Raw genomic sequence first — 14,661 nt, forward strand, 5'->3', positions numbered from 1 at the left:
TTGTCAATTGTCGTTTGACCGAGGTTTGAGTGGTTGATACCAACTCCCCATCTGGTCAATAAATTTCTTTGACTTCAAATGCAGACCAACTGAATTATCATAAATCTCGTCCAAAACACGCCGCAACTGTGTCGCAGTTGTCGCCTTGACCTTAATTGACTTAACTTTCGACAGATCCAGCACCGAGAAGCGACGCAAGTAAAAAATCGTGGCTTGACTAGCATGCAACCGATGCGGGTCCAAATGCCAATGCTGTTGACACAATAGACCACCATAACTCTCCGAATAATCAAACGGCAAGTCCTGACGTCCACAAACTGTACACCAGCGTAATTCTGGGGCCACCCCAAATGCGCCTAGTAGTTGAATCTCAACCACGTTGGCCACCAATGCTGGCGCCACGTTTTGATCAATCAATTGCAGGGCACTGGTGATTTGCTGATACCAGCGGCCCACGGGTTGATTGTCCGGATACGCCACATCAATCAAATTCATGATATACGTCGCATAGGCATTGAGACTAATGTCCTGACTAATTTGTTCAAAATATTGAACGGTCTTCACACTATTAATGTAGGACAACCCCTGGTCCTTCAAATCGCCAACGTACTCACCCATAGTAAAGGGCAAGAGTTCCGCTGCCATTTTAAAACCACGTCTGCGAGCCCCGCGAATGAAAAACATTTTTTTACCATACTCAGCGGTCAGGAACTTAATCAACATATCACGTTCGCGATAATCTCGTCGATAAAGCAAAATACCGTTGAAGTTGGTGACCATTTGTTGGGCCATCGCTTCACCTAACGTTTCTAATAATCATCTTGCCGGTAGCCATAACTAGCCAGTAAGTTTTCACGATCTTTCCAGTTTTCTTGTACTTTAACCCAAAGTTCGAGGTAAACCTTATCCCCTAACAAGGTTTCAATATCGCGGCGGGCAAGTGAGCCAATTTTCTTAAGCATACTCCCACCTTTACCGATAATAATTCCCTTTTGTGAGGAACGTTCGATAATAATCGTCGCTTGGATATGCACTTTTTCTTCGTCTTGACGCTTGATTGAATCAATCACGACCGCCGTTGAATGTGGCACTTCCTGCCGAGTCAACTCCAGGACTTTTTCACGGATTAATTCAGAAATAATAAACCGCTCCGGATGATCGGTCACTTGATCAGACGGATAATACTGTGGTCCCACTGGCAACTTAGACTGCAAAGTTGCCAACAATTCAGGAACGTTATTGCCTTCAAGGGCAGAAATTGGATAAATGTCTTCCCATTTAAGCGCGTCTTGATACTGATCCATAATTTCCAATAAGTGGTCTGGATGAATCTGATCAATTTTATTAATGACTAAATAAATTGGTTTCTTAACTTCTTTTAAACGGTCAATAATAAAATTATCACCAGCACCGCGACGCTCATCAGCGTTGATCATGAAGATGATCGCATCAACTTCACCTAACGTTGATAAGGCCGATTTGACCATAAAGTCACCCAAACGACTGTGAGGCTTGTGAATTCCGGGGGTATCAATGAAAACCATTTGCGACTCATCCGTCGTATAGATCCCCTGAATTCGATTACGCGTCGTTTGCGCTTTGTCAGACATAATGGCCACTTTTTGACCAACAATCCGATTTAAAAGTGTGGATTTACCCACATTAGGCCGGCCAATAATCGCCACAAAGCCTGAGTGAAAATCTTGCTTGTCCATAATAGTTTAATCCCTTTCTTACCACCAAGTTGAAACAAGTTGCCAAATTTTTGGCACAAATAAAATCAGCCCAATTAAAACTGCAAACGCCGCAGCAAAGACGACCGCTCCCGCGGCAATATCTTTCACCTTTTTTGCTAATGGTTGATAATGTGGGCCGGTAATTAGATCACAGATGTTTTCCGCAATCGTATTATTGATCTCACACAACATTACCAAAAAAATGGCCAAACAGAGCCAGAGCCACTGATTAACAGTCAGTCCGAAAAACCAACCAGCCAACAGCGCGACTGTCCCCAGCACCATGTGCGTTTGCATATTGCGTTCTTCACGAACAACCGTTTTTAAACCCGTCCAGGCATGCAACCACGACTGCCAAAACGAGTGATTTTTGCCAACTTGCGGTTGCTCTGGCTTATTTTTCCAAGCCATACGCATCAAGAATCTTTCGTTGTAGCCCGAACATTTCGGTTTCATCTGCTGGTTGCATATGGTCATAGCCATTTAAATGTAAGAAACCGTGCACGACTAGGTAACCTAGTTCTCGTTCTCGTGAATGCTTCAGGAATGCAGCTTGTTCGTCAACTTTATCAACAGAGATCATAATATCACCCAAGTTCAAAGGCATTTCGGCTGCCATCTCAGGATCCATGATGATCAAGTCATCCGCGTCATCATCGTGCATGGCAAAACTGATCACATCGGTTGGCCGATCAACACCACGATATTCTTCATTAATCTTTTGAATCGCATCATTATTCATTAACGTTACCGAGACTTCAGTGTCGTCACGCAACGCTAACATCTTCCCTGCCAGAGCAATCAAATCCCGAACAAGTTGTAAATCGGACGCTTTTGCTCCCGCAACGGTTTGATCAAACAATTCTAAATCCATGACTTCCTCCGTTTAACGTTGTTCTACCTTTTCATAGGCCGTAATAATTTTTGCAACCACTGGATTACGGACGACATCATCGGCCGTAAATTTCACAAACGTAATATTGCTAACGTCAGTCAAGATTCGTTCAGCTTGAATCAGCCCACTCGTCGTATTTCGTGGTAAATCAATCTGAGAAATATCTCCATTGACGATCATCTTGGAACCAAATCCCAGCCGCGTTAAGAACATTTTCATTTGTGCATTTGTCGTATTCTGTGCTTCATCTAAAATAACAAAGGCCCGATCCAGTGTCCGACCACGCATATACGCTAACGGTGCAATTTCAATAATGCCCCGATCCATCAACCGTTGTGTATGTTCGGCCCCGTAAATTTCATAGAGGGCATCATAAATTGGCCGTAAATAAGGATCAACTTTTTCTTTTAGATCCCCGGGTAAGAAGCCTAAACTTTCACCCGCTTCAACGGCAGGCCGCGTCAAAATGATTTTTTCAACATCACCACGTTTTAGGGCTGCCACGGCCATGACCACGGCCAAATAGGTTTTACCAGTCCCAGCAGGGCCAATCCCAAATGTGATATCGCTCTTAGCAACCGCCTGTACGTATTGACGCTGACCAAAGTTTTTCACACGCACCGGTCGACCCCGATTATCTTTAATCAAGGTCTCCGCATACAAATCTTTAAAGTAGTCGAGTGTCCCACGATTGCCCATTTTAATCGCACTAATGACATCGGGGGCGCCAATTTGAATGCCTTGCTTAATTAGACTTGTCAAATTCTCTAAAACAGCATAAGTTTTATGAACAGCTTCTTCATCATCGCCACTGATGGTCATTTGATCACCAAAGACATGGAGATTAACGTGTAGCCCATCTTCTATCATTGCGAGATGCTGATCTTCTGGCCCGAGTAACGCAACCGATTGACCGGGATCAGCAATGAGAAATTTTTGTTCGTAGTTTGAGTTTTCGGTCAAAAACATGGACTCCTTTATCGACAGATTTAATAACCATGAGTGTCTCCATGGCCGTCGCCAGCTCTCCCAATATTGCGAGAAAATTAGCGCTCTTTTGTGAACTAATCATAGCATAAAAGCCCGCCCCCTACCAGTTTCGCCCTCTTCACGGCCCTGCGACTCACAGACACGAAAAAAAGAGTGGGACAAAAGGCGGTCTGCTACCGAGCATAGCCTAGAAAGTCGAATGATTGGCATTTTCAATCGTTTGACTTTCGTAGCCCTGTTGCATCCGTGACCTTTTGTTCCACGTTTCGGCTATAAATATTAGGAATAACAAAAAAAGCCAAGGAATAATTTCCTTGACTTAACCGTTAATTCAATAATGATTTAACTGTTTGGTTGATAAGTTTACCGTCTGCTTGGCCTTTCAGCTTAGGCATCACAGCACCCATCACTTTACCAAAATCACCTTTGCCGGTTGCACCGACTTGTTGAATCGTCGCTGCCACAATTTGTTTGACTTCATCGTCAGACAATTGCTTAGGCATATACTTTTCAACGAGGGCAATTTCGGCTTTGACGCCGTCAACTAAATCTTGACGATCAGCCTTCTCGAATTCACTTAATGATTCGCGTCGTTGCTTCAGTTCACGTGAAATCACGCTCACTTCTTCATCGGCAGTTAAATCGTGCCCAGCATTAATCTTTTCATTCATTAATGCTGACTTAAGCATCCGTAAAACACTGAGGCTTTGCTTATCGCGTGCTTTCATCGCAGCTTTAAGATCACCATTGAGCGTTTCTGTTAAACTCATTGGGTACCCTCCTCAATCTCAAGTGTTAGTATCGAAATACTAATTACTTGAAACGACGACGGTTCTTACGTTTCCGTGCTGCTTCAGATTTTAACTTCTTCTTCACACTTGGTTTTTCGTAAAATTCCCGTTTGCGGTATTCTTGTAAAGTACCACTTTTTGAAACGGTACGTTTAAAGCGACGAAGAGCATCATCAAGAGATTCGTTTTTACGAACGACTGTTTTTGCCATAATAAATTCCCTCCCTCCGAGCTTAAAAAGTAACCGTCAAATTATGTAACCTTACATAATACAACTGTTCTAGTAAATTATACATAAATCGTAAAACCCCGTCAATGAAAGTTTAAAGAATAATAAAAATAATCTGTCGCTAATTGATAATCGCGGGCAGTAAATCGTTTTCATAACCCTATGCCTATGCTACACTAGAGTCATTATTAAGAATGAAACGGGGTTTTAACGATGCGAGAAATTAAGATCTTTATTTTATCAGATTCAGTTGGTGAAACAGCCCATTCAGTCGCGCAAGCAGCGGCGGCACAATTTTCCAACTTTCAAATCAACTATCAACGTTTTCCGTTCGTCCGGACAGAATCCTTACTCAAAACAGTCTTAGCACAAGCCGAAAAAGATCAAGCCGCTGTCTTCCATACTTTTGTTGATCGGAAGCTCAGCAAAATGGCAACTGAATTTTGTCAGAAACATGATCTACCTTATTATGATGTCATCACACCGGCATTGGATACTTTTTCTGGCATCACCCACACCCAACCGGCCAACCATCCTGGGACGGTGCATGCACTCAATGATAACTATTTCGATCGTATCAATGCCATCGAGTTTGCCGTCACATATGATGACGGTAAGAACGCATCCGGCTTTTTAGAGGCTGATGTGGTCTTACTGGGTGTTTCACGAACCTCAAAAACACCACTCTCTTTATACTTGGCAAACCGCAATCTCAAGGTCGCCAATTTACCATTAGTCCCAAAAGCACAAATTCCAGACGAAATCTGGCAAGTTGATCCGAAAAAGATCTTTGGTTTAACCAACGATCCAGAAAAGCTCAACGATATTCGGCGGCAACGGATGGTCCAATACGGGTTAAACCCTGACACCATGTATTCCAATACCGACAAAATCAAAGAAGAATTAGCTTCTGCAGACAAGATCTTCAAAAAGATTGGTTGCTTAGTCATTAATGTGGCTAACAAGTCGATTGAAGAAACCGCCACCCTCATTACTGAGAGTCTCGGCTACAATGAGGCCAATAAATAGCTTATACGCAAAAGCGTGACGACCACAAAGTCATCACGCTTTTTCTTTTGCACTTAAAACTGCTGAAACCAATTAAACTTGTGCTTCAATGTCAGCAATTAAGTTGGGATTGAACTGACCAGCTTTAAGCATGGCAATTTCATACTTGTAAGGGGCAACTTGATGCTTTTTGTCCTCACCGACGTAAGGTGTTTCCAAGATTTTACTAACATCATCTAGTTGTGGCTCGTGCGCAACTTTATTTAACGCCTCAAACCCAATTGTGCCCATGCCAATATTCGTATGACGGTCCTTATGTGCCCCTTGAGGATTTTTGGAATCATTCAGATGAATTACTTTTAATCGTTCGATACCAATTACATGATCAAATTCATTTAAAACCCCATCAAAATCATCCTTGATATTATAGCCAGCGTCACTCGTATGACAGGTATCAAACGTCACAGACAACTTTTCATTATAAGTGACCCCATCAATCATCTGCGCCAATTCTTCAAAGGTTCGACCAACTTCAGTCCCTTTACCGGCCATCGTTTCCAGCGCAATTTGAATCTTCTGATCCGGACGAATAACGGTATTCAAGCCTTTGACAATCTGAGCAATTGCAACATCCGCGCCCGCACCGATATGGGCCCCCGGGTGCAAGGTTAACTGTGTCGCCCCCATCGCTTCAGCTCGTTCAATCTCCTGCACCAAAAAATCAGTTGCAAATTCAAAGTATCCCGGCTTCTTGGTATTACCAAGATTAATAATATAGGGCGCATGAACCACGATTTGTTGCAGATCATGCTCAGCCATAACCCTTTTGGCAGCAGGAATATTCAGCTCATCAATTGGTTTACGGCGGGTGTTTTGTGGTGCCCCCGTATAAACCATAAACGTATTAGCGCCATAACTCACCGCGTCTTTCGCAGACCCCAATAACATCTCTGGTGCTTTCATTGAAACATGTGATCCTAATCGTAACATCAATCTTCCTCCACTCCTGCTAAGACACAGCTAACATCAAATTTTAAGCCTATTCTGAATGAGTCCGGCCACGCGGTCAATCATTTCGATTTTGGATAGAAATAATCCAAGGTACGCTGAGTGGCATGCCCATCGTTGCGCGTATTCCAGAGTTGATTAAACTGTGTCAACTGACTCTGAGCGGCCGGTACTGCCAATGCTTGCTTAAGCTGGGCTGTGGTTTGCACAAAGGCTCCCGGTGCCCATTGTTTGAAATCAGCTTGAAGTCCCACCGAACGTTGGAAATTAACCCAGTCAAACGTAAAGAAAATCATTTTTTGACAATTTGGCAGCAACGCATAATCGAAAATAACCGAAGAGTAATCACTAATCAAGGTATCGGTCACTGTCAATAGTTCATCAGTACTAAAGGTTGGGACTAATTTAATCAACTTGGGAAAGCAATCATGAAGTTGCTGAGCCTGATCCGCCAAATGCGGATGCAACTTTAGTACTAATACCTGATTATCCGCCAACTTTAAATCAGCAAAATCAGTTGGTAACTCAAATGTCACGCCGACGCGATAAGTTGGCGCATACAAGATCACTTCATGGTCACGTAATTCAGGATACTGCGCATAAATCGCCGTCCGCGTTGCGTTCACCCAATTTGATTGACAATAGCGGTCTGAACGTGGATAACCAAGGACTCGCATCCGCTGCGCCGGCACTTGATAGCTCTGTGCAAAGACTTGCCCCATCTTTTCAGACCCAACGACAAAGTCCGTCATTTGATCATAGACTGCTTGGAATCGCCGTTGATCGGCCGCATCACGATCACTGGTCTGTGGATCACCCCAACCGAACGCCTTAACTGCGCCACTTGCATGCCATAACTGGATTAATCGCTGACCAGTATGACGCTGTAGCCCGGCCGTAAAAGCAAAATAGTTATCACAAAAAATGTCAGCTGCTCCGGTCAATACTGGGATACCAGTGAACGCAAAACGCAGCGAATCGTGAAATGGTCGAATTGTGATTCCTGCTGGCAACAGTTGCGCCGCACCGTCCTTGGCAGCTGGCAAATAATAAACTACCAAACGGTCACCGACACGCTGGTGTAACTGTTTAATAAAAGCCAAATTGTCAGCAAAACTCATCAAATAAATGACACGTTGCGACCGTTTGAATTGGCTTAACCACGACACCAGTTTAACGAGCCACAAATAGATTATCTTTTTCACGCTAACTCACCTTTTCATCACTGTTTAATCACCCTTGCATTATATCATAGCGACGCACACACAAAAGGACCATCGACAAGCGATAGTCCTTTAACGTCAGGGCTCAGGTTCATAGAAACGCCCCAGAATTTTAACTGTATCGGAAATGCTAACAAACGCGTGCGGATCAGACTCCGACATCGCTGCCGTCAATTCTGACATTTCATAACGCGTAATCACAGTGAATAAAATCGTTTTATCGTCATGTTTATAGGCACCTTCGGCATTGTGCACGATGGTGACCCCACGGCGAATCCGATTTTGAACACTATCAATGACCGTGTTAGGCCGACTGGTAATGATCATGACTTGCATTTTTTGCTGGCGCGTATACGTCATATCAATTACGCGACCGTTGACTAACAGACCTAACGCGGAATAGAACGCATACGGCCAACCATAGACAAAACCAGCGGCAATCACAATAATCGAATTAAACGCCATGTTGATGGTGCCAATGCTACGCCCAGTCTTACGACGCAATACGATCCCGATGATATCTAGGCCACCGGTCGAAATCCCATTTTTCAGTGCGGTTCCGGTCCCAAAACCATTGACAGCACCCCCAAAAATCGCACAGATAATTGGATCATGAGTCAAACCTTCCGGTGCAACAACTTTAATCATGATACTAGACAACGCGACGGCTAGAAATGTAAATACCGTAAAACGATGTCCAATTTGGCGCCAAGCAATAATAAACATTGGGACATTTAATAAAAATAGCAATAACGCGGTCGATAATTGAATGGGTGAAAACTTGCCCAACAAGCTGTTAATTAATTGGGCTAACCCTGTGATCCCGGATGAGTAAATATGACCCGGGGTCCAAAAAAAGTTCATGGCGACGGAAACTAAAATCGCATAGATAAACGCCGTTGACGCCTTCGTCACATCGCGGTGGCGACGGGTCAACTGCTGAAAATCAGTCATTTTTGTGCGCTCCTTTGTATGATGTCTCCGTTATTTTAACATGCATAAACTGTGGTAAACAGCTTTTACCGCATTTCACCCGAAAGTCTAACCCTTCTCAGCAAATTACCATCAAATTAGTCAACTTTAGGTGTATCAGCCCAGTTATCCGCAATAAATGCAGCCCGGCCACCGGCCTCTTGGGCCGCATAGACTACTGGATTATTTTGATAGAAACGTTGATGCTCTGCAGCAGCTGGATAAAATGGCTGGGCCGCTTCAATCGTGGTCACGATTGGCTTATCAAAACGTTCAGCCGCTTGTAACTTGGCTTTTGACGCCGTTGCGATGGCCCGCTGTTCAGCACTATTAACAAAAATAACTGGCCGATAATTGTCACCACGATCTTGAAATTGCCCCATCGCATCGGTGGGGTCCGTTTGATGCCAATAAATTTCGACTAACGCCGCATATGTGATTTTACTAGGATCAAAAGTAATTTTAACGGCTTCGGTGTGACCAGTCGTATGCGACTTCACTTCTTCATAAGTCGGATTGACGGTATGACCACCAGTAAACCCAGAGACGACACTAATAATACCGGGTTGGCTATCAAATGGCTCAACCATGCACCAAAAGCACCCGCCAGCAAAGATCGCTGTTTCAGCTTTCATGAGAATCACTCCAATTAAATTTTAATATAAATCTAACATGAAATAAAAAGCGCGTCCAGTCGCTTGATTGGACGCGCTCCAGTTGTATTAATCTTTAGGTTTAGTCACAAATAAGGCTAAGTCCTGTAATTGACGTTCTGATACTTCAGCTGGTGCATTCGTCATTGGTTCAGAAGCTTTCGAATTCTTAGGGAATGCGATGACTTCACGAATGTTGTCATTACCAGAAAGTAACATCGCGAACCGGTCTAACCCGATTGCTAAACCGCCATGCGGTGGGAAGCCCATGTCTAAGGCATCTAGTAAGAAACCAAATTGTTCTTGGGCCCGTTCTTTGGTGAAGTCCAGTGCCTTGAACATCTTTTCTTGCAATTCGCGTGTATGAATACGGATGGAACCGCCACCTAATTCATAACCATTTAAGATGATGTCATAAGACTGTGCGTGGGCTTTATGTGGATCTTCACCCTCGTTTAGATAATGCACATCTTCCTCATTTGGCATCGTGAATGGATGGTGAGCAGGAACCCAGCGTTCGATTCCTTCATCATATTCAAACAGTGGCCAGTCAACAACCCAGAGATAGGCATATTGATTTTCATCGATCATGCCTTGTTCCTTAGCAATCACCTTACGCAAATAACCCAACGTTTCAGAAACAACCTTGAAGTTATCCGCTGCAAACAAGAGTAAGTCGCCTGGTTTGGCGTCCGCAGCTTTAGTAATGGCATCAAAGTCATCCTTGAAGAATTTAGCGATTGGACCACTAAAGCCATCGTCAGTAACTTTCATCCAAGCTAAGCCTTTCGCACCGAAACGTTCAACATAGCTTGCATAAGCATCGATAGCTTTGCGAGAATACTTGTCGGCGCCTCCAGGAACAGCGATGGCTTTAACGAAACCACCATTTTTGATGGTGCCAGAGAACACTTTAAAGTCAGTGTCGGCGAAAACTTTTGACATATCCTTTAATTCCATCCCAAACCGTACATCTGGTTTGTCAGAACCAAAACGACTCATTGCGTCATGCCAAGTAATACGCGTAAATGGCGCCGTAATATCAATGCCCTTCACATCTTTCATGACTTTTTGGATTAACCCTTCCGTATATGACTGAATTTCTTCAGCAGTTAAGAAGGAAGTTTCCATATCGATTTGCGTAAATTCTGGTTGGCGATCGCCACGCAAGTCTTCATCACGGAAACAACGCGCAATTTGATAATACCGGTCAAAACCCGCCCCCATCAACAATTGTTTGAACAATTGTGGTGACTGTGGCAAGGCATAAAAGTGGCCTTGATAAACGCGTGAAGGAACCAAGTAATCCCGCGCACCTTCAGGGGTTGATTTTGTCAAAAATGGCGTTTCAATATCGTAGAAACCATTGTCGTCAAAATAACTGTGAACGGCTTTAGTGATGCCATTACGAATCTTAAGCCCCCGTTGCATTTCAGGACGACGCAAGTCTAAGTAACGATACTTCAACCGTAATTCATCAGAAACATTAATGTCATCTTGAATATAAAACGGTGGCGTCTTAGCCTTGTTCAAAATTTTAGCATCATGAATTTCAACTTCAACTTTACCAGTCTTCATGTTCGGATTAATGGCATTGTCAGCCCGATTAACCACTTTACCTTGAACCTCGATCACATATTCATTTCGAAGTTGGTCGGCAACGGCTAAGGCATCCGCTGAAAATTCTTGACTGAAGACCAATTGTAAAATGCCTTCACGGTCACGCAAATCGATAAAGATCAAACTTCCCAAGTCCCGGCGTTTTTGCACCCAGCCTTGTAAAGTGACCTCTTGACCAAGATAGTCTTCATTGACTAACCCAGCATAGGTGGTTCGTTTCATCAATTCAATTCCTCCTTATTATTTCGCAGCTAACAGCTGTTTAACATCGTTGTAGACATCCGCCATGGCAACTTGAGTTTCTTCACCCGTCGCCATTGACTTCAGGTTAACGACACCATTTTCCAACTCGCTCTCACCGACTGTCATCGTGTAGCGGGCATTTAACCGATCAGCGCTCTTGAATTGGGCTTTCGGCTTCCGATCCAAATAGTCTCGTTCAGCGGTTAAACCAGCCCCACGCACAGCTTGAACTAATTTCAGCGTCGTAGCACTGGCTTCATCACCAATCCCAACAACGTAAACGTCCAATTGATCTGCAGTTGGAAAGGCAATGTTTTCGGCATCCATTAAGACAAGTAACCGTTCAACACCAAGTCCGAAACCAACGCCAGAAGTCTCTGGACCACCAAGTTCCTTGACCAAGCCATTATAACGACCACCGGCACAAATCGTGGTGTAACCTTGCCCTAATGACTTCGAATTCGTCATGATTTCGAAGATCGTATGGTTGTAATAATCCAAACCACGAACCATGGTTGCATCAATTTCATAAGGAATTTCTAACGCATTTAAGAAAGTTTGGGCTTGTTCAAAATGAGCTTTCGCTTCCGGCGTCAAATAATCCAAGATTGACGGCGCTGCCGCAACAAATTTTTGATCTTGTTCAGCCTTGCTATCCAAGACACGTAATGGATTCTTGTGTAAGCGGGCCTTTGAATCATCACTCAATTCGTCAAAGTGAGGTTCCAAGTAATCGATCAAGGCTTGACGGTAGTCGTCACGAGTCTGTTGATCCCCTAAGGTGTTGATTACTAGTTTCAAATCATTTAAGCCAAATTGCTTCAACAAGTTGTAGCCCATTGCGATCACTTCAACGTCCAAAGCCGCACTTTCGCTACCAAACGCTTCAACCCCAAGTTGATGGAATTCCCGTAAACGACCTGATTGTGGCCGTTCATAACGGAACATTGGTCCCATGTAGTAGACCTTATAAGGTTTCAAAACTTGAGGACCATACAATTTGTTTTCAACAAATGCACGGACCACGCCGGCGGTCCCTTCAGGACGTAGCGTCACATGACGGTCACCCTTATCATGAAAATCATACATCTCTTTGGTCACAATATCGGAAGTGTCACCTGCAGAACGTGAGAAGACTTCAAAATTTTCAAAAATTGGCGTGCGAATTTCCTTAAACTGGTAAGTTTTGAAAAGTTCACGTGCGGTTTGTTCGACATATTGCCATTTTTCACTATCACCAGGTAATATATCCGCGGTGCCTTTTGGCCGTTGGTATCTCATCTAACTTCCTCCTTCTATTCAAATCGACAAAAAAAACGCCCTTGTTTGTTTATCCAAGGGCGCTTTTTTGCGCGGTACCACCTTTATGAGCACTAACTGATAACGTCTGTACTAATAACAGGCGGAACTTTTACGTTCACCTCAAAAGCGTCTCCTCATTGTTCGCAATCCGGAATTCTCAGCACTACCGGTCTCTGGCTAAAGCGTTGCACAATGCTCATACTTTCTCTGCGGTCGATTTATTAATATATGGTTAAAGTTACACGATTTTGGGGTAAAAGTCAACGCCTCCACCTAAAATTAATACCGTTGATGCGCAACCATTCGATTCTTTGGTATACTATTTAGTAATGAAAAATTTATTTAGACTTAGTTGGTGACTCGCATGCAAGTGCTTAAGCGTTTTTGGCGTCAAATTACAATTTCACTCGTTTTTATTGGGCTCATTATTGGGTTCATTTTTGTGCTGGCCACTCATAACACGGCCATCGTTAATATTGCGAATGTCAACATCCGTGAAGGACCTGGCATGAGCTATGCCATTACTGATGCCACCAACAAAGGTACCAAAGTCCATATTATGAAGCGTAAAAATAATTGGTTATACGTCCGCTATGCGGATCATAAATTCGGCTGGATCGCTAGTTGGCTTGTCAACGAACACAATACACAATTGACTAAAACGACTAAAATCTCTGATGCAACGATTGTCATCGATCCCGGCCACGGCGGATCCGACTCCGGGGCCCTCTCAAGTAAAAACAAGATGGAAAAGACCTATACCTTGCGAGTCGCTAAAGTCGTCGCCGCACGGTTACGCGCTGCTGGTGCCCACGTTGTGATGACCCGTGACACGGATAAAACGGTTAGTCTAAGCGCCCGACCGGCGATCGCCAATAAGCTCCACGCCGACGCGTTCATCAGTTTCCACTTTGACAGTTCACCTGAGAAAAATACCGCCTCTGGTATTACAACTTACTATTATCACAAATCAACCTCACTAGACTTAGCGAAGGCTTTGAGTGATGACACGGTTGGCCTACCGATTCCGAATAAAGGCGTGGCCTTTGGGGACTTCCTCGTTATCCGTGATAATCAAGTTCCAGCCGTACTAATGGAACTTGGCTATATTAACGATAAAGCCGATTTTAAGACCATCAGTTCACAAAAATATCCTAATGAAGTGGCCCAGGCAGTCTATGCGGGATTGACAAATTACTTCGACACGCACTAACCTGGACAGACAAACGTCTCAAGCAACCGCTTGAGACGTTTTTAGTGGTATCACGAAAATAACCGAGCAGACGCTAAAACAGGTCACACGGCAATTAGGCTGTGTGACCTGTTTTGATCTGAGATAATTTATTTAATAAATGGCATCAAGTTAACCAACTTGGTCACCTGTACTTCTGGGGCACTAGTGACTTTGATGAGCTGATCATAATCAAATAAGAACCCAGTGATGTGCGCATTGTGCCCGGCATCGATGTCTAAATTACGATCACCAACCATAACCGCTTTTGAACGATCAACCGCGTGTTTATCCAACAAATAATCTAAAGCCTCAGGATTTGGCTTGCGCGCAAAAGGCTGTTCACCCGTCACAAAATCATCGAAATACCGGCTTAAGTCAGCCCGTTTCAGATAGTCCAAGGCATCTCGATTACGGTGGGTCATCAAATAATTGTGACCACCCACGGTTTTAATTTGCGCTAAAACTGTCGCAGCCCCTTCAAAAGCTTGTGGTGCTTGCAATGCGGGTTCGTATTGCTGATAACCGGTCCGCAAGTCATGCCAGTCCCAACCAAAACGTTTCGCAACTTCCCGATAGGCAAAACCGACAGATTCTTGACGCATCATGTCATAAATCTCGTCACGACTTAAGTCACCACCTAAGTTTTGGACGGCGCGTTGAAACGCTGTGACCATGGCCGGATACGTGTCCATTAAGGTCCCATCAAAATCCCATATAAATTCTTGCATCATTAAATTCCTCCAAAGTGTTTTTTGAC

General features: G+C 43.9%; 16 protein-coding genes. 2 read left to right on the plus strand and 14 right to left on the minus strand.

Features of this window, described 5'->3' with window-relative positions; all coding sequences use genetic code 11:
- Positions 1-3 precede the first annotated feature (3 nt).
- The 7 genes from recO to rpsU form a co-directional block, all read right to left on the minus strand.
- Positions 4-780: a DNA repair protein RecO gene (recO, locus tag FFM64_RS06330; RefSeq protein WP_137607327.1), complete on the minus strand. Its 777-nt coding sequence runs from the start codon at positions 778-780 to the stop codon at positions 4-6.
- 29 nt (positions 781-809) lie between these two features.
- Positions 810-1,715: a GTPase Era gene (era, locus tag FFM64_RS06335; protein ID WP_171000318.1), complete on the minus strand. Its 906-nt coding sequence runs from the start codon at positions 1,713-1,715 to the stop codon at positions 810-812.
- A gap of 18 nt (positions 1,716-1,733) precedes the next feature.
- The gene (locus FFM64_RS06340; RefSeq protein ID WP_137607174.1) at positions 1,734-2,147 is read right to left on the minus strand and encodes a diacylglycerol kinase family protein; all 414 of its coding nucleotides are present in this window, start codon (positions 2,145-2,147) and stop codon (positions 1,734-1,736) included.
- Positions 2,131-2,610 (minus strand): rRNA maturation RNase YbeY, encoded by a 480-nt coding sequence (gene ybeY, locus FFM64_RS06345; protein WP_137607175.1) that lies wholly within the window; start codon positions 2,608-2,610, stop codon positions 2,131-2,133. Before ybeY ends, FFM64_RS06340 begins: the two co-directional genes overlap by 17 nt.
- 12 nt (positions 2,611-2,622) lie before the next feature.
- Positions 2,623-3,600: a PhoH family protein gene (locus FFM64_RS06350; RefSeq protein WP_137607176.1), complete on the minus strand. Its 978-nt coding sequence runs from the start codon at positions 3,598-3,600 to the stop codon at positions 2,623-2,625.
- Between the two features lie 347 nt (positions 3,601-3,947).
- Positions 3,948-4,391 carry a GatB/YqeY domain-containing protein gene (locus FFM64_RS06355; protein WP_137607177.1) on the minus strand — a complete coding sequence of 148 codons (444 nt, stop codon included), beginning with the start codon at positions 4,389-4,391 and terminating at the stop codon, positions 3,948-3,950.
- A gap of 43 nt (positions 4,392-4,434) precedes the next feature.
- A complete protein-coding gene (gene rpsU, locus FFM64_RS06360; protein WP_003638914.1) occupies positions 4,435-4,623 on the minus strand; it encodes a 30S ribosomal protein S21 in 189 nt (62 codons plus the stop codon).
- Positions 4,624-4,854: 231 nt separating this feature from the next.
- Here rpsU and FFM64_RS06365 point away from each other — a divergent pair, with 231 nt between their 5' ends.
- Entirely contained in the window at positions 4,855-5,670 is an 816-nt protein-coding gene (locus FFM64_RS06365) for a pyruvate, water dikinase regulatory protein (protein WP_137607178.1), read from the plus strand.
- A 72-nt stretch (positions 5,671-5,742) separates the two neighbouring features.
- Here FFM64_RS06365 and FFM64_RS06370 read toward each other — a convergent pair whose 3' ends face one another.
- From FFM64_RS06370 to hisS, 6 genes are all read right to left on the minus strand, one after another.
- A complete protein-coding gene (locus FFM64_RS06370) occupies positions 5,743-6,639 on the minus strand; it encodes a deoxyribonuclease IV (RefSeq protein WP_137607179.1) in 897 nt (298 codons plus the stop codon).
- 80 nt (positions 6,640-6,719) lie between these two features.
- On the minus strand, positions 6,720-7,862 hold the full coding sequence (locus tag FFM64_RS06375; RefSeq protein WP_223876914.1) for a CDP-glycerol glycerophosphotransferase family protein: 1,143 nt from the start codon (positions 7,860-7,862) through the stop codon (positions 6,720-6,722).
- A gap of 96 nt (positions 7,863-7,958) precedes the next feature.
- Entirely contained in the window at positions 7,959-8,834 is an 876-nt protein-coding gene (locus tag FFM64_RS06380; protein ID WP_137607180.1) for a YitT family protein, read from the minus strand.
- Between the two features lie 116 nt (positions 8,835-8,950).
- Positions 8,951-9,487 (minus strand): peptide-methionine (S)-S-oxide reductase MsrA, encoded by a 537-nt coding sequence (msrA, locus tag FFM64_RS06385; RefSeq protein ID WP_137607181.1) that lies wholly within the window; start codon positions 9,485-9,487, stop codon positions 8,951-8,953.
- An 87-nt stretch (positions 9,488-9,574) separates the two neighbouring features.
- Positions 9,575-11,347, minus strand: coding sequence for an aspartate--tRNA ligase (aspS, locus tag FFM64_RS06390; protein ID WP_137607182.1), 1,773 nt, complete (start codon positions 11,345-11,347; stop codon positions 9,575-9,577).
- An 18-nt stretch (positions 11,348-11,365) separates the two neighbouring features.
- Complete coding sequence (gene hisS, locus FFM64_RS06395) at positions 11,366-12,649, minus strand: histidine--tRNA ligase (protein WP_137607183.1); 1,284 nt, start codon at positions 12,647-12,649, stop codon at positions 11,366-11,368.
- Positions 12,650-13,034: 385 nt separating this feature from the next.
- Between hisS and FFM64_RS06400 the strand changes: the two genes are divergently transcribed.
- Complete coding sequence (locus tag FFM64_RS06400; RefSeq protein WP_137607184.1) at positions 13,035-13,883, plus strand: N-acetylmuramoyl-L-alanine amidase family protein; 849 nt, start codon at positions 13,035-13,037, stop codon at positions 13,881-13,883.
- A 128-nt stretch (positions 13,884-14,011) separates the two neighbouring features.
- Here the strand turns inward: FFM64_RS06400 and FFM64_RS06405 are convergent, their stop codons facing one another.
- Positions 14,012-14,632, minus strand: coding sequence for an HAD-IA family hydrolase (locus FFM64_RS06405; RefSeq protein WP_137607185.1), 621 nt, complete (start codon positions 14,630-14,632; stop codon positions 14,012-14,014).
- Positions 14,633-14,661: the final 29 nt, after the last annotated feature.

Origin of the sequence: Lactiplantibacillus daoliensis (assembly GCF_005405005.1) — a bacterium.
Taxonomy (GTDB): Bacteria; Bacillota; Bacilli; order Lactobacillales; family Lactobacillaceae; genus Lactiplantibacillus; species Lactiplantibacillus daoliensis.

Bases quoted from the DNA above. Each gene is read 5' to 3' on its own strand.
- recO (WP_137607327.1), bottom strand. From the start codon at position 780: ATGGTCACCAACTTCAACGGTATTTTGCTTTATCGACGAGATTATCGC.
- era (WP_171000318.1), bottom strand. From the start codon at position 1,715: ATGGACAAGCAAGATTTTCACTCAGGCTTTGTGGCGATTATTGGCCGG.
- FFM64_RS06340 (WP_137607174.1), bottom strand. From the start codon at position 2,147: ATGGCTTGGAAAAATAAGCCAGAGCAACCGCAAGTTGGCAAAAATCAC.
- ybeY (WP_137607175.1), bottom strand. From the start codon at position 2,610: ATGGATTTAGAATTGTTTGATCAAACCGTTGCGGGAGCAAAAGCGTCC.
- FFM64_RS06350 (WP_137607176.1), bottom strand. From the start codon at position 3,600: ATGTTTTTGACCGAAAACTCAAACTACGAACAAAAATTTCTCATTGCT.
- FFM64_RS06355 (WP_137607177.1), bottom strand. From the start codon at position 4,391: ATGAGTTTAACAGAAACGCTCAATGGTGATCTTAAAGCTGCGATGAAA.
- rpsU (WP_003638914.1), bottom strand. From the start codon at position 4,623: ATGGCAAAAACAGTCGTTCGTAAAAACGAATCTCTTGATGATGCTCTT.
- FFM64_RS06365 (WP_137607178.1), top strand. From the start codon at position 4,855: ATGCGAGAAATTAAGATCTTTATTTTATCAGATTCAGTTGGTGAAACA.
- FFM64_RS06370 (WP_137607179.1), bottom strand. From the start codon at position 6,639: ATGTTACGATTAGGATCACATGTTTCAATGAAAGCACCAGAGATGTTA.
- FFM64_RS06380 (WP_137607180.1), bottom strand. From the start codon at position 8,834: ATGACTGATTTTCAGCAGTTGACCCGTCGCCACCGCGATGTGACGAAG.
- msrA (WP_137607181.1), bottom strand. From the start codon at position 9,487: ATGAAAGCTGAAACAGCGATCTTTGCTGGCGGGTGCTTTTGGTGCATG.
- aspS (WP_137607182.1), bottom strand. From the start codon at position 11,347: ATGAAACGAACCACCTATGCTGGGTTAGTCAATGAAGACTATCTTGGT.
- hisS (WP_137607183.1), bottom strand. From the start codon at position 12,649: ATGAGATACCAACGGCCAAAAGGCACCGCGGATATATTACCTGGTGAT.
- FFM64_RS06400 (WP_137607184.1), top strand. From the start codon at position 13,035: ATGCAAGTGCTTAAGCGTTTTTGGCGTCAAATTACAATTTCACTCGTT.
- FFM64_RS06405 (WP_137607185.1), bottom strand. From the start codon at position 14,632: ATGCAAGAATTTATATGGGATTTTGATGGGACCTTAATGGACACGTAT.